The sequence below is a fragment of the Pseudomonas sp. EL_65y_Pfl2_R95 genome (genome assembly GCF_963971045.1).
Classification (GTDB): Bacteria; Pseudomonadota; Gammaproteobacteria; order Pseudomonadales; family Pseudomonadaceae; genus Aquipseudomonas.
The window spans coordinates 408,658-433,440 of record NZ_CAXAOV010000002.1; the positions used below are offsets into that span (position 1 = coordinate 408,658).

Below are 24,783 nucleotides of genomic sequence, written 5' to 3' on the forward strand. Positions count from 1 at the left end.
AGCTACATGTGCCTAACTTAAATGTTCTACTATTGCATGCACCATCTGAGCTCATATTAAGCAAAAGCTGAAATCGCGTTGTTGCTCAAGGCATGAAGACTGCGTCGTTGCTAAGGAACTTCCATGGATAGCAGAGAACAAGTTTCAAATTTAGAACGCTTTGTCGGCCAGCGTGTGCTTGGCCAAGAGCAGACCATTAAATATGTGATTCTCGGGCTGTTAGCCAACGGCCATATCCTGCTGGAAAGCCTCCCTGGTCTTGCCAAAACCCGCACCGTCAAAGCACTTGCCAAGCATCTTGATGCGCGGATGAGCCGTATTCAGTTCACCCCAGATCTGTTGCCCTCGGACATCACCGGGGGCGAGATCCTGCAGCAGGTCAATGGCCAGAACCAAATCAAGTTTCAGCCTGGCCCGTTGTTCGGCGAAATCATACTCGCGGATGAAATCAACCGTGCTCCGGCCAAGGTACAAGCGGCCTTGCTGGAGGCCATGGAGGAGCGGCAAATAACGGTCGCCGGCCAAACGCATCCCATGTCGCAATTGTTCATCGTATTGGCGACGCAGAACCCTATCGAACAGGAAGGCACCTACCCACTGCCGGAAGCGCAGATGGACCGTTTTCTGATGAAGCTGGTCATGGATTATCCGCACACAGAGGATGAAGCTCAGGTGTTGCGCATGTTGCGAGCAGAAGAACAAGCCGCAGATGGCGAGCACACAGCAGAGCAAGAACTGCGCCTGCCCCAGGACGTGATTTTCTCCGCACGCCAGGCAATCAATCAGGTGCATGTATCGGAGGCTATCGACCGTTACCTGATTGATTTGGTCAATGCGACTCGTCATCCAGCAGATTATGACGAAGACCTCGCCCGCTGGATCCATATTGGCGCGAGCCCACGCGGCGGCATTAGCCTGGACCGGGTAGCCCGAGCCCACGCGTGGTTGTCGGGCAATGACTTTGTTTCACCTGACGACGTGCGAGCGGTCATTCACCCGGTGTTGCGACACCGACTGTTGCTTAGCTACGACGCAGTGGCCGATGGGGTAGACGCAGACAAAGTGCTTGATCGTTTGCTCGACAAGGTGGCAATACCCGCCTGACAAGGAGCACTACCGTGGAGCCTTCCAACGTCGCCGCTGACGGGTTCGTTTACGCATCATTGCCACAGCTAATGGCGTTTGAGTACCGGGCGCGTGGCCTGAGCTTTATGGCTCGGCAGTCGTTATCAAGCGTGCTGTCGGGCAATCATGCTTCGCGTCTACGGGGTAGAGGCTTGAGTTTTGACGAGTTGCGCCATTACCTGCCCGGGGATAACTTACGCCACCTCGACTGGCGCGCCTCAATGCGCTACGGCAAACCCTTTGTGCGCAGTTTCACCGAGGAACGCGACCGCCCCACCTTGATCCTTGTAGACCAGCGCATGAGTATGTTTTTTGGCTCGCAGCGCAACTTCAAATCCGTCACCGCTGCCGAGTTGGGCGCCCTTTGTGCATGGATCGCCCTCCAAGCCGGTGATCGCGTGGGTGGGCTGGTGTTCGGGGACGAGCGCATCGAGCATATCCGCCCACTGCGCAGCCGCTCTCGGGTTGAAGCGTTATGTACCAGCATCGTGCGGCAAAACCAGATGCTGTCTGCAACCCGCCCAGACACAGAACACGAAGATCAATTAGACCAAGCATTACGTAACTGCTTGAGCCTTGCAGGGCACGATCACCTGATTTGCATCATCAGCGATTTCGCCGCCACCAGTGAACGCACCTTACAACTGCTGCGCGAGCTAAAAACCCACAACGATGTCATCGCCTTGCAGGTCTATGATCCCATCGCCTTGAACCTACCAAGCAAAGGTCGGCTGATGGTCACCCAAGGCCAACTGCAGGTCGAGCTACAGGTTGACCGCCGCCGCGTTAATAAGCCATTGGGCGAGTTTCTTATGGGGCGTCTGCGCGAAGTGGCCGATTTACTGCGGCTCAGCCAAGTGCCCCTAATGATGTTCAACACTGGCGAAGACAGCTTGGAACAGTTGCGCCAAGAACTGGGCCGACTTGCGCAGGTGCCTCGATGAGCAGGCCCAATATCAGTCAGTTAAAGGAACTGGAGCTGACGGCGCCGGACTTTAGCTACCTGCCACAAACCTGGGGTTGGCTCGCGCTTTTGCTGGTTATCCTGATTAGCTTGAGCGCCTGGGCGCTGCTGCACTGGCGCCACCGACGGCGTAACCGGTATCGCCGCGACGCCCTACAGCGTCTAGCCGAATTACAAGATGCCGTCATCCATGATCAACAACGGCTGCAAGCGCTGCGCGAACTTCCCGAGTTGCTTAAACGTGTGGCGCTGTCGATGCCCAACTCTCCAGACGTCGGCAGTTTAAGTGGCGCTGGTTGGCAAAGCTTTCTGCAAAACGCGAGCCCTACCCCTTTGCCCACTTCGCTTAGCCAACAACTCTGGTTATTGGCTTATGCGCCTCAGGCCCAACTGGCAACCCTAGGCCAGGAGCAACTCGACGCGTTGTTTAACACCTGTAAACAATGGATTGAGGCTCATGATGTGGCAGCTTGATTACCCTTGGTTAATGCTGCTGTTGCCGCTGCCTTGGCTGGTATGGCGCTATTGCACCGAGTACCGCGAATCACGCAGCGCGGTGCGCGTTCCCTTCTTCGGTGCGCTGAGCCAAGCCGTTGGCCAAGAGCCCGGCCAAGCCACTGCGCGCGGTGGCCGCTGGCAGTTGCTGATCAATCTAGTGGTTTGGCTGCTGATCCTACTTGCCTGCGCGCGGCCTGTGTATGTTGAAAAGCCGATTGAACATACTCAGCCGACCCGCGACCTGATGCTCGCTATCGACATTTCCCAATCGATGCAAACCCGCGACTACACCAGCCTTAGCGGCGAGCAGACCGATCGCCTGAGTGCAGTTAAAGATGTGGTGCGTGACTTCATAGCTGAACGCAAAGACGACCGCATTGGCTTGATCGTGTTTGGTACCGGCGCCTACCCTCAGGCCCCGCTGACCCTTGATCATTCCAGCCTGAACCTATTACTCGATGAAGTAGGGATCGGCATGGCCGGGCCGAACACGGCGCTGGGCGACGCCATTGGCTTGACCATTAAATTATTGGACAACGCCAAAGAGCAGGAAAAAGTGCTGATCCTGCTCACTGACGGTAACGACACAGGTAGCGCAATCACCCCTGATCATGCTGCTGACCTGGCCGCCAGCAAGGGCATTGTTGTGCACACCATTGGTATTGGCGACCCCGAAGCCACCGGTGAGTCCAAGGTTGACCTACAAACCCTGCAAAACATCGCCGACATCACCCACGGTCGCTTCTTTCGCGCCGACGATCGCACGGCGCTCAAACAGGTCTACGACACCCTTGATCAAATTACCCCGCACAAAGTCAAAACCTTTAGCCATCAACCCAAACGCGATCTGTTCTGGTGGCCTTTAGGGGCAGCACTTCTATTGCTCGCACTTGCTCAATCCCTCGCCGCACTTTCCGCTCGGATGACCACATCTGGCCCACCTCGACAGCAGAAGGAGCGCTGATATGGATATCGATCTCAGCGCCTTTCACTTTCTGCGCCCGCTCTGGCTGCTGCTACTGCTACCGGGTATAGCCCTGCCGATTATCTGGGCACGCCGCAACGATATAAGCCGCCAACTGCAAGGCGCCATCGCGCCACATTTGCTTCAACACCTGGTGATAAAGCCGCAGGATAATCAGCGTTTGCGTCCGGTGCACTTGTTCGCAGCACTGCTGATATTGGGCGCCATGGCCGCAGCCGGTCCGACGTGGCAACAAGATCGCCCTGACTTTCTAGATGACCGCGCCCCACTTATTCTGGCCGTGGATTTGTCGCCCTCAATGGATGCCGACGATGTGCCACCGACACGCTTAAGCGCGGTGCGCCATAAATTGCACGACCTGATCGAGCAACGCGCCGGTGCTCGCACCGCACTGATCGCCTATGCGGGGAGCGCTCATTTGGTCTTGCCTGCAACCGACGACCCAGCGCTGTTGGATAGCTTCCTGCAAGCGCTATCGACCGGCCTGATTGAAAAAAACGGTCATGACGTTCTCGGGGTAATTGATCAAGCGAAACGCTTGCTCGAGGCGGAAAAAAGCCCCGGCACGCTGGTGCTGATTACCGATGGAGCCGATCCTGGCCTGAATGCACAAATAGACGAGCATCTTAAAGGAGTCGACCTGCAGGTGCTGGTGCTCGCCGTTGGCAGTAAGACCACAGGGGTCGTACGCAATGCACAAGGGCAACCGCAGGTTGATGCCAGCGGTCGCCCAGTTGTGGCCAAGTTTGACAGCAAAGCCCTTGAGGATCTGGCCGACGCAGCCAATGCGCCACTCGGCAGCTTGACCCTTAATGACGATGATCTGGATTGGATCGAGCTGCACGCCCAGCGCCACTTCCAGGCCGTGAGCGACGACGGCAAAGAAATCCACTGGAAGGACGCGGGCTACTGGCTGTGCTGGCCGCTGTTAATGATCGCGCTGTTTTGCGTACGCCGCGGCTGGCGTGTGCACTGGTTGGCCAGTCTACTGCTGGCTGTAGGCCTCGGGTTGCCTGCCCCTCCTGCCCAAGCAGGTGTTTTGGCCGATGCCTTTTTCACACCGGATCAACAGGGCCGCTGGGCCTTTGAACATCAACAGTACCCCAAAGCCGCAGCCCACTTTAACGACCCTTACTGGAAAGGCGTAGCCGCCTACAATGCTGCAGACTTTGACGCCGCGCTGATCAATTTAGCCAGCCTTGATAGTGCCCAGGCATTCTTCTATATGGGCAACAGTTATGTGCGCCTATCACGCTTTCCCGAAGCGATAAATGCATACCAGCAAGCCCTGAAAAAGCAGCCGGTGTTTGCCGAGGCCACCAGCAACTTAGCGTTGGCCCAAGCCCTGCAAAAAGACTACGAAAGTCAGCAAGAAGCCACACCGCCGGGGGACAAACCCGATGAAGTTAAATTCGATAACAAAACCAACAAAGGTCAGGACACCCCGCTGCCCGTGATCAAGGCCGCATCCGACCAACTCTGGCTGGACAACCTGACCACTTCACCGGCACGTTTTCTCAAGCAGAAATTCATGTTGCAAGACGCCAAGCGCCAGCAAGACACGGAGCCGTCGCCATGAAACGCCTGATCCTGCTACTTGCATTACTGCTGCCTTGGCCCGTATTGGCGGCGGAGCCTACGGTAATTGTCGACAGTCGCCTGGTGCCGGACAAACAGGTGTTAGTCGGTGGGCTGATGACTCTGGAGGTCGATCTGTTGGTCGACACCTGGTTCACCAACGCACCGCAACTGCCAAAGCTGGAACTGCCCGGCGCAGTGGTGAGCGCACCGAGCTCGGAAGCAACCCACCTCACTCAAAAACGCGATGGCAAAACCTTGTTTGGGTTGCGCTTCTCTTATCGAATTACTCCGCAACAGGCACAAAGCTTCGACATTCCGGCGCTAAGCATTGAAGTGCAGCCTGGACAAGGCACTCAACCACAAACCGTGCAGACCCAACCCCAGCGTTTCAACGCGGTACAACCTGTCGGTGCCAGCAATGAAGAGCATGCCCTAGTCGCCGAGTCAGTCGAATACAGCCAAAACATTGTCCGTTCCCACGATCCATTGCGGGTTGGCGATACCATCAGCCGGCAACTCAGTGTGCGGGCCACAGGTGCGCAAGCCATGCTCATTCCAGCCCCAAAACTGGCTGAAGTCGACGGGCTAAAACACTACCTGCAAACCCCTGACATTCAGCCAATCGACAACGGCCGCGGCGATATTACTGGCGGTCAGCGTAGCGATACGATTGCCTATGTGGTCAGCAAGCCCGGTAAATACACCCTTCCGGCTATGGAGCTGAAATGGTGGGATCAAGCCGGGCAAGCACAAACGGCCTCAGTCGAAAAAGTCATATTCGAAGCCAAGGCCGGTAGTGGCTATAACGCCCCATTCTCAATCGCCGAAGACCTGCGTGAACTGGGTCAGAACAGCAGAGTGCACATAGCCCGCCACTGGCTATTGCTGACGTCCTTAATAGTACTAATTGCCTTACTGAGCTACTTCGCTCGCCCCTACTGGGGTCGCGGCGTCAGCTATTTACGCCAGCGCCGGGCAGCAAGAAAGCAGGCATGGCACAACTCACCGGACTACGCTTGGCAACAACTCCAGGCCCATCTCAATGATGAGTCACCGCCCCTCACTGAGTTGTATCGTTGGCTCAAACGCAGTGCAAATACTGACACATTTCAGGGTGCATCATGGCAACTGCCCTCGCATCTTAACGATCAACTGCTAACCTTTTTAAAGTCCAGCTACGCCGATGACAAAACCGCTCTAGCAAGGGCTTCTGAGCAAAAACAAATACTGGCTCAATGCCGCCATCTATTCAAAGAAAATGCTGCTACCGCACCGATTAGCGGGGCACTCAAACCGCTAAATCCAAAACACTGAGCTGTTTGAACGTTTAAAAATAAGGATATCTACATGCTTCGATCAATTGCGCACATACAGTTGCGTTGGGTTATCGCACTCGTGCTGGCGCTGCCATTGCTTGCGCAAGCGGATGACCAACTCGCGTCATGGAACGATGGCCCCTCACGTCAGGCCATTGAGCAATTTGTTGAGACAGTCACCACCGAGGGCAGCAAAGACTATGTGCCCGTGGCCCAGCGCATCGCAGTGTTCGACAACGACGGGACATTGTGGAGCGAACAGCCGATGTACTTCCAACTGTTGTTTGCACTAAGCGAGGTTAAACGCTTGGCGCCTGAACATCCGGAATGGAAAACCGAACAACCCTTCAAAGCCGTCCTTGAAAACGACCAAAAGACCCTCGCCACCACTGGCATGGATGGTCTGATGAAGATTGTGGGCGCCACGCATACCGGCGTATCTGTTGATGCATTCAGAGAGAATGCACAGCGCTGGCTAGCGACAGCCAAACACCCGAAGAATGATAAGCCCTTCACTGAAATGGTTTTCCAGCCAATGCTGGAACTACTGAATTACCTGCGTGCCAATGGCTTTAAAACTTACATTGTCTCAGGCGGTGAAGTGGAGTTTATGCGGGTCTTCGCCGAAGAGGTGTACGGCATACCGCCAGAGCAGGTCATCGGCACAACCTTTTCCACCCAGTTTCAAGATAAAGATGGCAAGTACTCGATATTGCGTGAGCCAAAGCTGGCGCTCAACGACGATGGCCCCGGTAAGCCTGTGAGCATTCAGTCAATCATCGGTCGCCGCCCTATTCTGGCCTTCGGTAACTCCGACGGTGACCTGCAAATGCTGCAGTGGACCACTGCAGGGGAAGGTAAGCGATTCGCCGGGATAGTCCATCACACAGATGCAAAACGCGAATGGGCCTACGACCGCGATAGCCATATCGGCCGTTTGGACAAAGCCCTTGATGCGGCGAAGGCCAATAATTGGACAGTTGTTGATATGGCAAAAGAGTGGAAAGTCGTCTATCCCTTTGAGCTTAATCAACCTTAAGTCATTTAGTCGGTTTAAAACGATGCATAACAGTTCCTCAGACTTGGTTATGTACTACGCTTTTAAACCGTTGATGTTGAAGACAGTGGCGCTATAAGGAGATACAAACATGAGAACCCCGCAAAAATGGGTACCGCGACTGGCACTGGTGATGGCAACTGCCATCGGTGCCTCTGCGGTAATGGCCGCCGACAAGCCGAATATCCTGGTGATATTTGGCGACGACGTTGGCCAGACGAATATCAGCGCCTATGCCCATGGCGTTGTTGGCTATCAAACGCCGAACATCGATAAAATTGCCAAAGAAGGCATGATGTTCACTGACTACTATGCAGAGAACAGTTGCACCGCCGGCCGCTCGACCTTTATCACCGGTCAATCGCCACTGCGTACTGGTTTGTCCAAAGTTGGGATGCCCGGTGCAACCGTTGGCCTGCAAGCCCGTGACGTGACCATCGCCCAAGCGCTCAAGCCCCTCGGTTATGCCACCGGTCAGTTTGGTAAAAACCACCTTGGCGACCGTGATGAATACCTGCCAACCAACCATGGTTTCGACGAGTTCTTCGGCAACCTCTACCACCTTAACGCCGAAGAAGAACCAGAGCGTCCTTACTGGCCAAAAGATGACGTAGAGTTCCTCAAGGCCGCGTCACCGCGTGGTGTGATGAAATCCAGTGCTGACGGCAAAATCGAGGATACCGGAGCGCTTAATAGCAAGCGCATGGAAACCATCGACGACGAGACTACCGAAGCTGCCATCAACTTCATGGACAAACAGGTCAAGGCAGACAAACCCTTCTTCGTGTGGATGAACACCACACGTATGCATGCCTTCACCCATGTCCGTGATTCGATGAAAGGCCGCAGCGGCATGCCAGGCAATGAATATGCCGATGGCATGCTTGAGCACGATGAAGATGTCGGCAAGTTGCTGAAAAAGATCGATGACCTGAAGATCGCGGATAACACCATCGTTATCTACACCACCGATAATGGTCCAAACCAATGGTCATGGCCGGATGCCGCGACCACTCCCTTCCGTAACGAGAAGAACTCCAACTGGGAGGGTGCTTACCGGGTACCGGCGATGATTCGCTGGCCGGGCCACATCAAGCCAGATACGGTTTCCACCCAAATGTTCTCCGGTTTGGACTGGTTCCCAACCCTGCTTGCCGCTGCAGGTGATACCGATGTCAAGGACCGCTTGCTTAAAGGAACTGAAGTCGGTGATAAGAACTTCAAGGTTCACTTGGATGGCTATAACCAGCTCGATTACCTGACCGGCAAAGCTGATAAGAGCGCACGTGACGAGTTCTACTACTTCAGCGATGATGGTGACTTGGTCGGCATGCGCTTCGGCAACTGGAAATTGGTCTATTGCGAGCAACGTGCACCAGGCGGTTTAAAAGTCTGGAGCGAGCCGTTTACTTGCCTGCGAGTGCCTAAGCTATTCAACCTGCGCATGGACCCCTACGAGCGCGCAGACGTGGTGTCTGATCAATACTACGACTGGCTGACAAAGAACGACTATTTAGTCTTCGAAGGCACGCGTAAGGCAGCCGCCTTCCTGCAGACATTTGTCGACTACCCACCAAGCCAGCGTCCGGCGAGCTTCAGCATTGACCAGATCCGCGCTGATGTGGACAAGCAGATCGAAGCGAAGATGCAAGAAGCTGAAGCGGTTAAAAAACAGTGATGTAACACCTGGCGTCCGCTTGTCGCGGCCGCTATCTTAAAACCTGTGACGGGGCAACCTGTCGCAGGTTTTCTCATATCAGATAAGGCTCTTTTTTGATGTCCTCAGCCGCCAAATCGTCTCGTGCCCGCTCCCCGGGTGCGGTTGCTGATTCCCCTGCAAAACCGCTTACCCTGCCCATGCTGATTCCTGTATTGCTGCTGCTTGTATCCGGCTGCGCTGCGCTGGTGTATCAGGTGCTATGGGTGAAGCAACTGTCGCTGGTCGTCGGGGTTGAGGTCTATGCCATCACCACCGGCATTAGTGCATTCTTCGCAGGCCTGGCGCTGGGTGGCTTGGTCTTCGGCCGCTGGGCCGATCGCTTAACACGGCCTGTGCGCTTGTATGCAGCGCTGGAGTTGATTGTCGCGATTCTGGGTGTGTCTACAACCTATGCCTTGTCCCACTCAGCGGGCCTGTTCGCCCGACTGGAAGACAGCCTGGGGTTACTCGCGTGGTTGCTACCTTTTTTATTAGTCGGTTTGCCCGCGTTTTTTATGGGTGGAACCTTGCCGGTATTGGTCCGTGCCTTGTCGCCAGCTGAGGGTCGCCTCGGTGAAGCAGGTGGGCGTCTCTATGCAGGCAACACCGCAGGCGCCATTGCCGGCACGCTGCTTGCGGCTTTTTTTCTGATTCCACAATTAGGGGTCACCGGCAGCGCCTGGGCGGCGGCGCTGCTTAACCTGCTTGCAGGCGGCGGTGCCTGGTTAGCCCGACGCAATGATCAGGCATTGGCCCAACCTGCAATTATGACCCGCACTGCGCGCTCAAACACGGCACGCCTGGCCATTGCCTTGTATTGCATCGCAGGTGGCGTGGCACTTGGCTACGAAGTGGTTTGGACGCAGTCCATCGTACCCTTTATGAGCACGCGCACCTTTGCCTTCTCGGTAGTGCTCGCCACCTACCTCACCGGTTTGGTACTCGGCAGTGCACTTTATGCACGTCGTGCCGATCGTTTGCGGGATCCTTGGGGTTTATTTGGCCTACTCATAGCCGCTGCAGGCTTGCTCGCGCTGTTGCAAATCTCTGGCCTGGGCCATTGGCTGATCATCGCCCAGACACAAGCAGAACGCGTGGTGCTGCAACTGACCGGCAATGATCTGGCAGGTATGACGGCACGTTTTACTGTGGCCGCCCTGTGCGTTGTGTTCTTGCCCACCACCCTACTCGGCGCAGCTTTTCCATTGGCGCTGCGCTTGGTGGTCGACAGCAAGCACGTCGGCCGCGATGTCGGCGCAGTGGTTGCCCTCAATACCCTGGGCGGCATCCTTGGCGTGGTGCTCACCGGCTTTGTCTTGATACCTGAATTGGGGCTGGTAAGGACCTTGGCTGTATTGGCTGTAGTGGCGGCGCTGATCGGCGCCTTTGCCGTGCTTAAAGGCGTGGCAGTCGGTCGCGGCATGCGCTTTACCGTTTTGGGGATCGGGCTGGCCACGGTTGTGGGCAGCGTGCTGACCCCACCTGAACGACTGGCCGAGCTACTGCCCGGAGCGCGCAACGGCAAAATAATGTTCTATCAAGAAGGCCGCAGCGGTACGGTCGCCGTTGTCAGCCAAGGTCGCGCTGAACGCCAGTTCAACCGGCTGTATATCCAAGGTGTGTCCAACACCGGAGATGCCATGCCGTCACTGCGCTACATGCGCTTGCAGGCGCTGCTGCCGTTGTTGATCCACGATGGAAAACCCAGTTCTGCCCTGGTCATCGGTTTTGGCACTGGCATCACCGTCGGCGCCATGCTGCGCGACGCAGATTTAGACCACTCGGTGGTCGCCGAACTGCTGCCAGAAGTACTGCAAGCCGCTCCGCTGTTTAAAGGCAACTACAACGCGGTAAACAATCCCCGTCTGGACATCCGCTTACGTGACGGACGCCGCGAGCTACTGCGCAGCGCCGACCATTACGATGTGGTTACCTTGGAGCCGCCGCCGCCTTCAGCAGCGGGCGTGGTCAATCTGTACTCACGGGACTTCTACCGGCTCGCGGCCAGTCGCTTGAAGCCAGGCGGACTGGTCGCCCAATGGTTACCTCTGCCCACGCAAAATACCGAAGACAGTCGCTCGTTAGTGCGCAGCTTTATCGATGTTTTTCCCCATGCAACGCTGTGGACCACCGAACTCCACGAGATGCTGTTGATCGGCTCCCTGGAGCCCATGACCCTCTCGGTCCCGACTATTAAGCAACGCTTCGCACGCCCGCAAATTACTGAATCACTGCGTGAAGTGGGCATTGACTCCCCGGCAGCCTTGCTTGCGACGTGGATTACCGACCGCAAGGGCCTTGAGCGTTTTGTCGGCGATGCCCCAGCCGTCACCGACGATCAACCCCGCATCGAATACGCGCCTTGGGTACGCTCAAATGAAATCACCCGCGTACTGCCCGAATTGTTGGAGCTGCACAGTGCGCCGCCATTGGACGGGGCTGACGCTGCGTTCCGTGCTGAAGTCGCCGATAACTGGAAACGCCTGCAACACTTCTATGCAGCCGGGCTGTTTTCCTACCAGCGTGATCGCCAAGGCTGGACACGTGAAGTACGCCAGCTCATGCAAACCGACGGCGACAACCCCTACTACCGCTGGTTTCTGGGGTTACCCCGCGACTCAAACTGATTATTAACCTGTAGCTTAGACCCTGCGGTAGAACCTGAGTTAATCCAGCACTGATTAACCTCTGCCTATACTGCAGGTCAGACTCCACACGGGATGCGCCTCTGGATGAGCTTGAAACCGATACTCTCCTCATTGGCACTGCTACTGCCCTCCATCGCGCTAGCTGATGCGATGAACGAGCATATGGTCGACCCCGATGATGGTCAGTTCGATATGAGTGGCTATCTGTCTAAGGTGCCAAGTGGTTTTCTGCCAGTGCCCAGCCTTATCACCGAACCCGCGGTAGGCACCGGGCTCGCGTTGGGCGCTCTGTTTTTTCATGAGTCTGACGAACAACGTAAACAGCGCACTCAGGGCAAAGCCCTGCTACCGGAAAACATCAGCATACTTGGGGGTGCTGCCACTGAAAACGGCACATGGGCAGCAGCCGTTGGCCATCTTGGGTTTTGGTTGCAGGACACAGTGCGTTACCGGGGGGTGCTGGCCTATGCATCACCTAACCTGGAGTTTTACTCGCTACCGCGAACCGGTGAGTTGAGCAAATCTGTTGAGCTGAACCTTAAAGGCCCAGTGGTTTTTCAGGACCTGAAGTACCGACTCCCCGGTACCAAGGTCTTCATCGGCGGCCGTCAGCTTTACCGTAAAGTAACCAGTAAACTGACCCACTCTCCTGACCTGTCGCGCTTCCCAACCGCGGTGCAGGATTTTCTTCAGCGCCAAACCGACAGGTCAATTACCACCTCGGGTTTAGGCCTGGTGTTGGAGTATGACAGTCGTGACAACCCTTTTAATCCGCAAAAGGGCTATTACTACTCAAGCAATTACACGGTGTTCGATGACAGCATTGGCAGTGATGTCGACTACGCCAGTTATCAGATTTCCGGATTGAATTATTGGCAATTGAATGACCGCTGGAATCTGGGCCTGCGCCTGCAGATGGATGCAGTCAATGCCCGTGGGGATAAAAACCTGCCGCCCTATGTACCGCCCTTTATCGACCTGCGCGGGGTGCCGAAATCACGCTATCAAGGTAACCGGGTCGGGATGGCCGAGGTTCAGCTGGACTACAAGCTAACGCCACGCTGGACCCTCGGCGCATTCACCGGCACTGGCCGCGCAGCCGACCACGTCGATCAACTGGGCAGTGCTGAAGTGGTCAATAGTTACGGCACAGGCTTTCGCTACCTGATCACCAAACGCTACGGCCTGGTAATGGGCGCCGATATCGCCAGAGGGCCTGAAGATACGGCGGTGTATATCCAGACCGGTTCAACCTGGTAAAGCCGTCGCGTCGGATCGATATTTTCAATCCAGCGCTTGCCAGTTTCAGCGCCGCTGACTAACGTACGCAGCGCCAGCGTCACCCTGCCCGGCACGCCTGCTAGGCTAGTGACCATTGCTCAATTAATTATCGACCCGCTCCACCCGCCAGGAGTTTGCCGCATGCAATCGCGTGTGTTTCGTCCAACCGCCCTATTCGGTCTTGCCGCGTTATTCAGCGCTGCCCTTACGCTCAGTGGCTGTGAGTCATTTTTGAGCAGCCGCTACAGCGACAGCGTGCCGCCAGAGCATGGCATCGTCAGCGTTAAAGGCTTGGCCAAAGGGGCAGTTGTCCGGCGCAATGCACTGGGCATGCCATTGATTGAAACCAGCACCCTGCATGATGCAATTTTCACCCTCGGCTATGTGCATGCCGGTGATCGCCTCAGCCAGATGGTCGGCATGCGCCTGTTAGCTGAAGGTCGCCTGTCTGAAATGGTCGGCCCCGGCGCACTTGAAGTCGACCGACTCATGCGGGCGGTCAACCTGAAACAAAGTGCTGAGCAGCTTTATAAAGGTGCATCGCCGCGCCTGAAGAAGATTTTTGAGGTTTACGCGCGCGGCGTGAACGCTTATATGTTCCGCCACCGCGACAAGCTGCCGATGGATATTGCCGAATCGGGCTATCGCCCGGCGTACTGGAAACCAGAAGACTCAGCATTGGTTTTCAGCCTGATCAACTTTGGCTTGTCGGTGAACCTGCAAGAAGAAATCGCCGCACTGGTCATGGCGCAAAAAGTGGGCAGCAACAACCTCGCCTGGCTGCTACCGGTTTATCCTGACGAAGCACTGCCATTTGCTGAGGCTGACAAGCTCAAAGGCCTGAAACTCAACGGCCAGATTGCTGGGTTGAATGCCATCGACTCAGCCGCACAACAGGTAGCCGATACACGTTTGCTGGGGATTGCCGCCTCCAACAATTGGGCGGTAAGCCCACAAAAGAGTCGCAGCGGAAAAAGCCTGCTGGCCAATGACACACACTTACCGCTGTCATTGCCGTCGATGTGGAATTTCGTCCAGATCCGCGCACCAAAATATTCGGTGGCAGGTGTTTCAATCGCCGGTGTGCCCGCCGTAGTTGCCGGGTTTAACGGCAAAGTCGCCTGGGGCATGACCATGGTGATGGGTGACAATCAGGACATTTTCCTTGAGAAAATCAAACGTCAGAACGGCCAACTTTACTATCTGGCAGGCGGCAAGTGGCAACCGGCCAAACAGCGCCAGGAAACCTTCTTCATCAAGGGTCAAAGCCCGATCCGCGAAACCATTTTTGAGACCCGCCACGGTCCGTTACTGAATTCGGTATTGGGTGAGCGCAAGCACATGCTCCAACCCTTGCAGATCAGCAGCGGCTATGGCTTGGCATTGCAAACCCCACGCCTCGATAACGACAAAAGCCTGGATGCTTTTTTTGACCTGTCTCGTGCCCAATCGGCGGACCAAGCTTCAACCGCCACCCGTGAAATCCGCGCCATGCCTCTGAACATTGTATTTGCCGATGCTGAGCATATTGGCTGGCAAGTCACCGGCAGCTTCCCCAATCGCCGCGCCGGCGTAGGCCTGATGCCTTCACCGGGCTGGGACGGCAAGTACGATTGGGACGGTTATGCCGAGCCTATGCTGCACCCTTATGATCAAGACCCGCAACAAGGCTGGATCGGCACCGCCAATAACCGCACCATCCAGCCCGGCTACGGCATGCAACTGTCCAACTCGTGGTATTACCCGGAGCGGGCCGAACGGATCGCCCAGTTGCTCAACAGTGGCAAGCAGGATATGCGCAGCATCAAGGCCATGCAATACGATCAAACCAGTCTGTTTCCAGGCAAGCTGCAGAGCATGTTCGAGGCGCCGGGCATGAGCGCGCCACTCAAACAAGCGATTGACGCGCTGCCTACGGCTGAAGCGACACAAGCGCGAGATACCTTGAAGCGCCTGATGGCCTTTGACGGGAACATGGCAGCCAATTCAGCCGATGCGGCGCTGTACAGTGCATTCCTCTATGTAAGCGCGCGCCAGACATTTCTCGATGAATTGGGTCCAGAGACCAGTGCCGCGTGGAAGGCGTTGGTTGAAACGGCGAATACCTCGTATTCGGCCCAGGCAGATCATTTGCTAGGTCGCGATGACAGCCCGTTCTGGGATGACATCAATACCCCGCAAAAAGAAACCAAAGCCATGATTCTGGCCCGCAGCCTCAGCGCCGCCGCCACCTTCACCCAAAACCAACTGGGCAGCGACCCCTCCGCTTGGCAGTGGGGCAAACTGCACAGCTACACCTGGCTGAGCGATAGCAGCAAAAGTGCACCGATGCTCAGCACCAGTCAACGCGCCAGTGTAGGCACCATTAGCAGCTATCTGGATCGCGGCCCTTACCCGGCCGGTGGCGACCACAGCACCTTGAATACCTCGGCCTACAACTGGGGACAAGACTTCGATACCTGGTTGATTCCGGCCATGCGCATTGCCGTGGACTTTGGTCTGGATGAACCCTTTTATGGAGTCAACAGTTCTGGCCAGTCGGGTAATCCGGCCAGTGATCACTATGCCGATGGCATTGATGCCTGGCTCAAGGGCCATTACATGAGCTTTCCGTTCAAGCCGCAGAACATCGACAAGGTTTACGGCAACAAGCGTTTACTGCTGACGCCTGGCAAGTAAAAACTATTTATTCCTAAGTGCTGAACCAAATGGCTAAAGCACCCGTCATAAATAGTGGACTTACTCCATGATCATCGTTTAAGGGCGCCTCTGGCGCCCTTTCTTTTGCCTGAAATTTGACTTGCCCCCCCATAATAATTGGCTCACGGCAGAGGTGATGGGCGCTCCTTCAAGGGAGTCCTCAAGGCTCCGACCTATTCATGCCCCTGAATGATTGACAGTGGTGCCTAGGAACACGTTAGTAACTGACTACGCAGTCAGTTATGTCGCACACTGTATTTCTGACCAGCGGCTATGCTCTACTTGAACCTGGATTTAACACTACATGGCAACTCGGCAATGGCTGTGCTCAAGGCTTGGTCATGTCCCCTTGCTTAGCCACCTAGAAAGGAACTCAAATGTCGCTTACATCCCCTCCCGAGCTGCAATTTTCGCGGACCCTGCTGGATACCTTCATCCGCGCAGCGTTGGTCGCGATTCTGGTGTACAGCTGCTATCAGGTTTTTCACCCCTTCCTAAGTATGATGCTCTGGGCATTGATACTCGCCGTGACCCTGTATCCATTGCACAAAATGCTCAAAGCACGCTTGGGCAACCGCGATGGCCGCTCAGCATCGTTGCTAGTAGTTTTGGCAATTGCCGTATTGCTGGTTCCGGTATATTTCCTCGGCACCTCTCTGACAGAGTCCGTGCAAGCCGCAATCGAAACGGTCAAAAGTGGCAGCGTACACATTCCGCCACCACCTGCCTCGATCGAAACCTGGCCCATGATCGGCAAACCGCTGTACAGCTTCTGGGCCAATGCAGCCTCAGACTTGACCAGCGTCCTGCAAAGTCTCGCGCCACACATGAAAGGGTTCACCCTTGGCCTGCTCAGCAAACTGGCGGGCGTCGGGGCTGGCTTTCTGATATTCATCGCTTCGCTGGTCATCGCCGGGGTAATGATGGCTTATGGCGAAAGCGGCCACAAAAGTGCAATTCGCATTGCTGACCGCATTATCGGCCATGACCGCAGCCACAGCTTCGTTACCCTGTGCACCGCAACTATTCGCGCCGTGGCTCAAGGAGTCATCGGTATTGCCTTTATCCAGATGTTGGTGATCGGCATCGGCTTCGTGGTCATGGGGATTCCGGGTGCCGGTCTATTGGCAATGGTGGTTCTACTGCTGGGCATCATGCAGTTGCCTCTGCCTTTGATCACGATTCCGGTAATCGCCTTTGTGTTCTTCACCGAAGGGACTTCGGTGGCCACCGTTATCTTCGCCATCTACACCTTTGTCGGTGGCCTGCTAGATAACATCCTAAAACCACTGCTACTGGGCCGTGGCGTTGACGTTCCCATGCCGGTGATCCTGATCGGCGCCTTGGGCGGCATGTTAGCAGGCGGAATTATTGGCCTGTTCATAGGCCCGGTGGTGCTCGCGGTGGGTTACAAACTGTTCTGGCAATGGGTGGATGCCAGTGAAAAACCAACCGTGACCGAAATTGCTGATCGCGCCAAGCAGGATGCGCAGTAAGCGCCGAAAGTCAGCGCTTACTGGGGCAACCCGAGTCACACTGCCTCTACTGTGCGGCTGTGTGCTCTCGGGGTGTGTGCAGTTGGGCCCTGACTTCACTCCTCCGGGCGAACCCTGGGTTGATGGCTGGAGCAGCAAGTCGATCGCTCAGGGTACCAATCACCAGCAGCAAGCGGACAATCCGCAGTGGTGGTCTGCGTTCAACGACCCGCTGCTGGACCGATTGATCAGTGAAGCCGATGCACACAACGCCACTCTACGTATTGCCGGCTTAAGCATTCTGGAGTCACGCGCACGCTTGGGCATGGCTCAGGCGGGACGCTTGCCGCAAGCCCGTATTGCCAGTGCCGATGCGTTTTACATCGACCGCAACCAGTCCGGCGGCAGCAATCCGCAAGACAATCACTTTGCGCAATACAGCGCAGGTTTCGACGTGGGCTGGGAGCTTGATTTTTGGGGCCGCTACAGCCGTGCAATCGAGTCATCGAACGCCGCCTATTTTGCCGCCCAAGCTAATTACCAAGACCTACTGGTGATACTGCGCGCGCAAGTGGCAACCACTTACTTTGCGTTGCGCACCGCAGAAGCACGCCTGAGGATTGCCCGTGATAACGCCAAACGGCAGAAGCGCAGCTTGGACATTACCGAGCGGCTGTTCAACAGTGGGAACAGTGCAGAACTCGATCTACAGCAAGCCAAGAGCCAATACTTAGGTACCTTGAGTACCCTACCGGACTTCGAAGCTCAGGTCGCCAGTACCCGCAACGCGCTAGCGGTTTTAATCGGTCGCCCCCCAAGCGATTTGCCCGAGCTTGCAGAACAGACCGGATTAATCCCCTTGGTGGATAGCGCAGCACTCAATGATGTGCCCGCGAATCTATTACTGCGGCGCCCGGATATTCGCGCCGCACAATGGCAAGTCGCAGCACAGTCGGCACTGGTTGGGGTCGCCGAGACTGACCTCTACCCTTCGCTTTCCTTGCTGGGAAGCATCGGCTGGTCTGCAAGTTCTCTCGGCTCTGCGTCCGACACCCTAACCTTAGGTGCCGGGCCAAGTTTGAGTTGGAATATTTTCGATCAAGGCTTACTGCGTAACAATGTGCGTATTCAAGATGCACGCCTGCAGCAATTGATCGTCGCTTACCGCGACAGGGTTCGCCAAGCTGCCCGCGAGGCCGATGATGCGGCGACGGGGCTGATCAAATCCCTAGAGCGTGAACGCATTCTCAGTGCAGCCTCCTCTGCGGCCGAGCGCTCATTGGAACTGGCATCAGCGCAGTACCGCGAAGGTTATTCGGACTTTCAACGCGTGCTTGACGCACAGCGCGCGCTCGCCAACCAACAAGACAGTTACCTGCTCAGCCGCAGCGCCGCTGTGAGTAATTTGATTGGCTTGTACAAAGCACTCGGTGGCGGCTGGCAGAGCGATCAACCGTTGATTGACGACGCCACCCTCAAACAAATGTCGCACCGCACCGATTGGGGCGATCTGCTCGACGAAAGCAGCCCCACCTCCAACAAGGTCCAAGACGATGACTGATAACCAACAGACTCCGGATCCCTCCGCCCCCGCGCCAGCGGCTAAGCCCCCAACGGATCCAAGCCGCAAAGGAGTACGGGTTGTCGGCCTGCTGATCATCATCAGCTTGCTATGGTACGTGTTGGCCGATCGCTTCACGCCCTACACCCAGCAAGCGCGGGTCCAAGCCTACATCGTGGCGGTAGCCCCAGAGGTTGCCGGGCGCGTGACCAAAGTTGCAGTTCGCAACAACCAGAATGTCGAGCAAGGCCAACTGCTTTTCAGTATTGACCCAACACCCTACAAAATCGCCCTCGATCGCGCACTGGCCGACCAGGCCAACGTGCGCACCCAGGTCGGTGCTGGCACGGCCGGTATTGATTCAGCGCAAGCCTCGTTGCGCGCAGCCCAAGCCAATGAACTGAAAGCCAGTCAAGACCGCAACCGATTGGAGCGGCTATACGCTGAAGACTCCGGGACTATTTCACTGCGCCGCTTGGAAATATCCCGCGCCACACTTATACAAGCAACCAGCCAAGTTGCCGCTGCTCGCGCCGAAGTGCAGCGCGCACGCGAACAAGAAGGCGGTGGCGGTGAAGACAATGCCAAACTGCGCAGCGCAGCCAGTGCGGTTGAAAAAGCCCGGTTAGACTTAAGCAAAACCGAAGTGCATGCCAGCTCTGCAGGTTTGATCACCGACTTGAATATCGATGTCGGCCAGTTTGCCGCCACTGGCAACCCGCAAATGACTCTAATCGCGTTAAATGATGTGTGGATCAGCGCTGACATGACCGAAAACAACCTCGGACACATGCAGCCTGGCACGCCGGTGTCTATCGTTCTGGACGCAATGCCTGGCCACGTGCTGAGCGGCAAGGTTCGCAGTATCGGCTATGGCGTTAGCGTTAACCAAAGCGCCCCTCCCGGGGGCTTGCCAACGGTGCAGAACAGCCGCGACTGGTTGAGAGCAGCGCAGCGCTTTCCAGTGATAGTTGGCATTGACCCCGGCCAACTCGACACCTATCAAAACCTGCGCGTGGGCGGTCAGGCTGAAGTCATGGCCTTCCCCCTAGATGGCAACCCACTCAACCTACTCGGCGGCCTGTTTTTAGGCTTTATGAGCTGGCTGTCGTACGCCTACTAATGCAATCTAAGCGAGTTGATCCACGACCACTACGCGCTTTGAGGCTAGGTGTGGGTAGCGCAGTTGCTCTGGCGCTAAGCTTCTCCTTGGCCCTGCCGCTGCCCTTCCTGGCGCCAATGCTGACCTTATTCCTACTGGTTATGCGCAATCAGTCTCTTCCTCTTAAAGGCGGACTAGCCTTGGCTGCCGTGGTCGCACTGACAACCAGCTGTGGCTTGTTGGTGACACCATTGCTGCAGTACTACCCCTTCAGCGGCGTGTTGATCATTGCGCTCAGTCTGTTTGGTTGTTTCCGCTACGCACTGCGTGGCGGTAATAACCTGCTTTCAACCTTCATGGTTATTGGTCTAACGATGATTGCCGCAGCAGGCGCCAGCTCCTTCGAGTTGGCACTGCTGGTCATTGAGGCGCTGATTAAAAGCGTGCTGATAACCACCCTTGCGGTGATGCTGAGCCATTGGTTATTTCCGGAACCCGCCGGTTTGCCCGGCCAGCAAGCCCCCAGCCAATCAACTCCAGAGCAGGCAAGCTGGATCGCCTTGCGCGCGGCGCTGGTGGTGATGCCTTCGTTTCTGATGGCGCTGATAGATCCGGCCAGCTATATGCCGCTGATAATGAAATCAGTCACCTTGGGCCAACAAGTGTGCATCACCAGTTCAAAAAATGCGGGTCGCGAGGTCATCGGCTCAACCCTGCTTGGCGGCTTACTTGCAGTGGTTTTCTGGACCCTGTTAAGCATTCTGCCGCACATTTGGCTGTTCTTTATTTTGACCCTGTTCTTCGTGCTGATGATAGCGCGACGCCTTTACCAACTGGTCCCGAACAACTTGTCGGCCAGCTTCTGGCTCAATGCCGCCACTACAATGATTATTCTGCTCGGCCAGTCCGTTCAAGACAGCGCCAGTGGTAAAGACGTTTACAGCGCATTCGCAATACGCATGGGCCTGTTCACTGCTGTAACACTTTATGCCTGCGCAGCCATCTACCTGATCGATAACCGGCGTATGCGTCGGCGAAAATACCCACTTGCTGGATTAACCCCGTAATGCTGATGAACTTGTTAATCGGCATCCCAGTGATGCTGACCTGCCTGATTTTCCAAGCGATCTTCGTCGCATTGTGCCTCCGCAAATACGTAAGTAAACGCAAAGCGATCATACATCTCAAAAAACCCTTCGTTAAAAATACCTTGTTGCTGTCGCTAATCATGATTTTGATGTTGCTCGGCAATTTCGTGCAAATGGCCATATGGGCCAAGGTATTTATGTGGCTTGGGGAGTTCGATCAATTCAGCACGGCGCTGTATCACTCAGGCGTTAACTTCGCGACGCTGGGCTACGGCGATATCGTCATGTCCGAGCGCTGGAGACTGTTGGGGCCGCTGGAAGGTGCGAATGGCATTCTTATGTTTGGAGTTTCCACCTCAGTAATGACGGCAGCGATCATGGATATCATCAAGCAATCGATGCACAAGGCCGATGGCCCCCCTTAAATCGTCACTTACCACGCAGACGGAATTACAGGAGCGCCACCATTTGTCAGTACTCACTGAACCAAAAGACCGAATACCACTCAGAGATAATGGACTTACTCCATGATCATCTTTTAGGGCGCCTCTTGGCGCCCTTTCTTTTGCCTGCGGTTTGCATTACAGAGCAAGGGTCACTCCTGAGTGATGCCTGTCACCGTGATTGCGTAGCGCTCCAATAGCCGAACAGCCGGTGTTTGCTCCTCATGGGGGAGGTCTTTGGGTGGCAGGGCTTTATGCTTGTGCTGCGCCATGTCGAGAACCAACTCGTTGGCTTCATCAATACCGGGCTTTTGCGCCGACTCAATTTCCAAGCTCTCGGCGCTTTCATCATGACTGTAGGTAATTCGCCAAACTGGCATGGTGCCTCCTCATAACAACGTCTTGAGTGACCACCCTGATTAAGGGCCTGTTGAGTTTAGAAAGCCTAGACCCCAGACAGTTCGGCAGCGTTACATCATGAAAGGTATTAACCGGCCAGCCTTGCTCAAGCTGAAGCCAGATTACCCCCCGCCCCGGCACATTTGTCATCAACGGACAAATTTCTGCCGTAAGCTGGCAATAACCACACAGCTTTCCATGGATAATTAGCCCCTGGACAGTTGAATGCATTCCAAGGCGCCCGTGCCTTGTGTTTCAACCCTGCGCTCTCCCTGAGCGACTCCATGGTCTTAGGTGGTCAGCGAATGCTCACCACCTCTTTTTTGACCTAGCCTGTCCTCCTAACCACAACGCCAGCGCAAAAGCCGGTCGAGCAGGCGAAAAAAAGCCCCGCACGTGGCGAGGCTGTTTTACCGTTTCAGACTCAGGCTTTAGGCAGCGTCACGCCGCGCTGGCCCTGGTACTTACCACCACGGTCTTTATAAGACACTTCACACTCTTCATCGGACTCCAGGAACAGCATCTGCGCCACACCTTCGTTGGCGTAGATTTTCGCGGGCAGCGTGGTGGTGTTGGAGAACTCCAGCGTTACGTGGCCCTCCCACTCGGGTTCAAGCGGAGTGACGTTAACGATGATGCCGCAACGCGCGTAGGTGCTCTTGCCCAGGCAAATGGTCAGCACATTACGTGGAATACGGAAGAACTCGACAGTGCGCGCCAGGGCGAAAGAGTTCGGCGGAATGATGCAAACATCACTTTTCACATCAACAAAACTTTTTTCATCAAAGTTTTTTGGGTCGACGGTTGCCGAGTTGATGTTGGTAAAAACCTTGAATTCATCTGCGCAACGCACGTCGTATCCGTAGCTGGAGACGCCGTACGAAATTAATCGTTCAGCACCTTCAGTGCGTACTTGGCGTTCTACGAAAGGTTCGATCATGCCCTGTTCTTGGGCCATGCGGCGAATCCACTTATCCGATTTGATGCTCATGGCGGGCGTCCTGAATATGAGTGATGAAACAAATGGTGAAAAGTGAGCGCATCTTACCGGTGCGAGCGGTAGGGTTCAAAGGCTGGCGTCGAATGTACAAAAACTGAGCAGTTTTTGGCTCCATCAGTCGTTAAATAACAGAAAGGTGCACACAGTGTTCGCGCTTAGCGTGAAAAACGAGTATGGTGCTTCCACTGTGCTGCATGTGTCACCGCGAATCGCTACTTGATGCCTAGATTTCGATCCAAACATCGTCCGACTCCTAGTACTCGTTGCACTCAGTCCCGGCCTGGGTTTTTCCAGGGCTGTTATTTACTTTTGTTAGGAGATTTCACATGTCTAATCGTCAAACTGGCACCGTTAAGTGGTTCAACGATGAGAAAGGTTACGGCTTCATCACTCCACAATCTGGTGATGACCTGTTCGTACACTTCAAAGCTATCCAGAGCGATGGCTTCAAGAGCCTGAAAGAAGGCCAGCAAGTGACTTTCGTGGCCACTCGTGGTCAGAAAGGCATGCAAGCTGAGGAAGTACAAGTTATCTAACTTGTCCTCCCTATAAAAAACCCCGCTTCGGCGGGGTTTTTTTATGCCTGCAGATTGATGCTGACAGAAGACAGGCGACGCTCTGACCAGCAGTTGCCTCAGGGTATCGAGGCAACCGCGGTGATGGCTGTTAGTCGTCGCTGACCGAAATGGTCGGCATCGACTGCGCGGTGGCGCCGCTTTGGGCGATACGTGCCCCCACGGTACGCGCCGTTTCCTGATAGATCATGGCAATCTGGCTTTCAGGATCGGCGATAGTGGTGGGTTTGCCGCCATCGGACTGCATGCGAATCGCCATCGACAATGGCAATGAGGCCAGCAAGTCCACATCAAACTGCCTGGCCAGCTTCTCGCCCCCGCCCTCACCGAACAGGTGCTCGGCATGGCCGCAGTTTGAACAGATATGCACCGCCATGTTCTCAACCACGCCCAACACTGGAATGTTGACCTTGCGGAACATTTCAACGCCCTTCTTGGCGTCGAGCAATGCGAGGTCTTGCGGGGTAGTCACAATGACTGCACCGGCAACCGGGACCTTCTGCGCCAGCGTCAGTTGAATATCACCCGTGCCTGGCGGCATATCCACGACCAAGTAATCCAGATCAGTCCAGGCGGTTTGCGTAATCAACTGGATCAAGGCGCTGGAAACCATCGGCCCACGCCACACTACAGGCGTGTTCTCGTCGGTCAGGAACGCCATCGACATTACTTCGACGCCGTGGGCCTCAAGCGGTACAAACCACTTCTGATCCTTTACCAGCGGGCGCGTGCCTTCGGCAATACCGAACATGATGCCTTGGCTCGGGCCATAAATATCCGCGTCCAGAATCCCGACCTTGGCGCCTTCACGGGCCAGAGCCAGTGCCAGGTTCGCCGCTGTGGTCGACTTGCCAACGCCACCCTTGCCCGAGGCAACGGCAATGATGTTTTTTACATTGGCCAGCGCGGGGACCTGGTCTTGCGCTTTGTGCCCGGCAATTACGCAATCAATCTGCACCTTGGCCGTGTCGACGCCATCAAGGTTGCTTAGCGCCATTTCCAGCACTTGCGCCCAACCGCTCTTGAACAAGCCAGCCGCATAACCCAATTCAAGACGGACATTAACGGTGCCCCCCTGAATGTCGATCTCTCGCAGACAACCGGCACTGACCGGGTCCTGATTCAAATGCGGATCGGTGTACTGACGCAGGGTGGCTTCAACCACTTCACGGGTGACAGACATGAAAACTCCCAAACAAAGGTCAAGTAACGCAGCCCAGCATGTTACCGCAAAGCCAGACTTGCAACAGATGCCGACTTTTAAGCCTCAAGGCGTCCGCGCAGGA

20 protein-coding genes are annotated in these 24,783 nt (G+C 55.6%); 17 read left to right on the forward strand and 3 right to left on the reverse strand.

The genetic code is table 11. The annotated features are described in order from the left end of the window. Positions 1 to 123 precede the first annotated feature (123 nt). The 16 genes from AACY09_RS09745 to AACY09_RS09820 all read left to right on the forward strand — a co-directional run bounded on the left by AACY09_RS09745 (position 124) and on the right by AACY09_RS09820 (position 21,505). Complete coding sequence (locus tag AACY09_RS09745; RefSeq protein ID WP_339487540.1) at positions 124 to 1,104, forward strand: AAA family ATPase; 981 nt, start codon at positions 124 to 126, stop codon at positions 1,102 to 1,104. A gap of 71 nt (positions 1,105 to 1,175) precedes the next feature. Beyond that, positions 1,176 to 2,069 carry a DUF58 domain-containing protein gene (locus AACY09_RS09750; RefSeq protein WP_445323814.1) on the forward strand — a complete coding sequence of 298 codons (894 nt, stop codon included), beginning with the start codon at positions 1,176 to 1,178 and terminating at the stop codon, positions 2,067 to 2,069. Then, complete coding sequence (locus tag AACY09_RS09755; RefSeq protein WP_339487542.1) at positions 2,066 to 2,563, forward strand: DUF4381 domain-containing protein; 498 nt, start codon at positions 2,066 to 2,068, stop codon at positions 2,561 to 2,563. The genes AACY09_RS09750 and AACY09_RS09755 overlap by 4 nt, the downstream gene beginning before the upstream one ends. Further along, on the forward strand, positions 2,550 to 3,551 hold the full coding sequence (locus tag AACY09_RS09760; protein ID WP_339487875.1) for a vWA domain-containing protein: 1,002 nt from the start codon (positions 2,550 to 2,552) through the stop codon (positions 3,549 to 3,551). The genes AACY09_RS09755 and AACY09_RS09760 overlap by 14 nt, the downstream gene beginning before the upstream one ends. A gap of 1 nt (position 3,552) precedes the next feature. Further along, entirely contained in the window at positions 3,553 to 5,151 is a 1,599-nt protein-coding gene (locus tag AACY09_RS09765; protein WP_339487543.1) for a VWA domain-containing protein, read from the forward strand. Then, positions 5,148 to 6,467, forward strand: coding sequence for a hypothetical protein (locus AACY09_RS09770; protein WP_339487544.1), 1,320 nt, complete (start codon positions 5,148 to 5,150; stop codon positions 6,465 to 6,467). Before AACY09_RS09765 ends, AACY09_RS09770 begins: the two co-directional genes overlap by 4 nt. Positions 6,468 to 6,500: 33 nt before the next feature. Next, complete coding sequence (locus tag AACY09_RS09775; protein ID WP_339487545.1) at positions 6,501 to 7,508, forward strand: HAD family hydrolase; 1,008 nt, start codon at positions 6,501 to 6,503, stop codon at positions 7,506 to 7,508. A 151-nt stretch (positions 7,509 to 7,659) separates the two neighbouring features. Then, positions 7,660 to 9,204 carry an arylsulfatase gene (locus tag AACY09_RS09780; protein WP_445323815.1) on the forward strand — a complete coding sequence of 515 codons (1,545 nt, stop codon included), beginning with the start codon at positions 7,660 to 7,662 and terminating at the stop codon, positions 9,202 to 9,204. Positions 9,205 to 9,302: 98 nt separating this feature from the next. Then, positions 9,303 to 11,852, forward strand: coding sequence for a fused MFS/spermidine synthase (locus AACY09_RS09785; protein WP_445323804.1), 2,550 nt, complete (start codon positions 9,303 to 9,305; stop codon positions 11,850 to 11,852). A 105-nt stretch (positions 11,853 to 11,957) separates the two neighbouring features. Beyond that, entirely contained in the window at positions 11,958 to 13,133 is a 1,176-nt protein-coding gene (locus tag AACY09_RS09790; protein WP_339487549.1) for a BamA/TamA family outer membrane protein, read from the forward strand. Between the two features lie 162 nt (positions 13,134 to 13,295). Further along, on the forward strand, positions 13,296 to 15,833 hold the full coding sequence (locus AACY09_RS09795) for a penicillin acylase family protein (RefSeq protein ID WP_339487550.1): 2,538 nt from the start codon (positions 13,296 to 13,298) through the stop codon (positions 15,831 to 15,833). Between the two features lie 398 nt (positions 15,834 to 16,231). After that, positions 16,232 to 17,350, forward strand: coding sequence for an AI-2E family transporter (locus tag AACY09_RS09800; RefSeq protein WP_339487552.1), 1,119 nt, complete (start codon positions 16,232 to 16,234; stop codon positions 17,348 to 17,350). Further along, positions 17,340 to 18,890 (forward strand): TolC family protein, encoded by a 1,551-nt coding sequence (locus AACY09_RS09805; RefSeq protein WP_339487553.1) that lies wholly within the window; start codon positions 17,340 to 17,342, stop codon positions 18,888 to 18,890. The genes AACY09_RS09800 and AACY09_RS09805 overlap by 11 nt, the downstream gene beginning before the upstream one ends. Continuing rightward, entirely contained in the window at positions 18,883 to 20,013 is a 1,131-nt protein-coding gene (locus tag AACY09_RS09810; RefSeq protein ID WP_339487555.1) for an HlyD family secretion protein, read from the forward strand. The genes AACY09_RS09805 and AACY09_RS09810 overlap by 8 nt, the downstream gene beginning before the upstream one ends. Then, positions 20,013 to 21,059, forward strand: a complete 1,047-nt coding sequence (locus tag AACY09_RS09815; protein ID WP_339487557.1) for a DUF2955 domain-containing protein — start codon at positions 20,013 to 20,015, stop codon at positions 21,057 to 21,059. The genes AACY09_RS09810 and AACY09_RS09815 overlap by 1 nt, the downstream gene beginning before the upstream one ends. Next, positions 21,059 to 21,505, forward strand: a complete 447-nt coding sequence (locus tag AACY09_RS09820; RefSeq protein WP_339487559.1) for a potassium channel family protein — start codon at positions 21,059 to 21,061, stop codon at positions 21,503 to 21,505. The genes AACY09_RS09815 and AACY09_RS09820 overlap by 1 nt, the downstream gene beginning before the upstream one ends. A gap of 170 nt (positions 21,506 to 21,675) precedes the next feature. On the opposite strand, the gene AACY09_RS09825 is transcribed toward AACY09_RS09820, so the two are convergent. After that, positions 21,676 to 21,903: a hypothetical protein gene (locus AACY09_RS09825; protein WP_339487560.1), complete on the reverse strand. Its 228-nt coding sequence runs from the start codon at positions 21,901 to 21,903 to the stop codon at positions 21,676 to 21,678. Positions 21,904 to 22,346: 443 nt separating this feature from the next. Then, a complete protein-coding gene (gene dcd, locus AACY09_RS09830) occupies positions 22,347 to 22,913 on the reverse strand; it encodes a dCTP deaminase (protein ID WP_339487561.1) in 567 nt (188 codons plus the stop codon). A gap of 335 nt (positions 22,914 to 23,248) precedes the next feature. Here dcd and AACY09_RS09835 point away from each other — a divergent pair, with 335 nt between their 5' ends. After that, positions 23,249 to 23,458 (forward strand): cold-shock protein, encoded by a 210-nt coding sequence (locus AACY09_RS09835; protein WP_010484518.1) that lies wholly within the window; start codon positions 23,249 to 23,251, stop codon positions 23,456 to 23,458. 130 nt (positions 23,459 to 23,588) lie between these two features. Here the strand turns inward: AACY09_RS09835 and apbC are convergent, their stop codons facing one another. Next, positions 23,589 to 24,680 (reverse strand): iron-sulfur cluster carrier protein ApbC, encoded by a 1,092-nt coding sequence (gene apbC / locus AACY09_RS09840; protein WP_339487564.1) that lies wholly within the window; start codon positions 24,678 to 24,680, stop codon positions 23,589 to 23,591. Between the last annotated feature and the right edge of the window lie 103 nt (positions 24,681 to 24,783).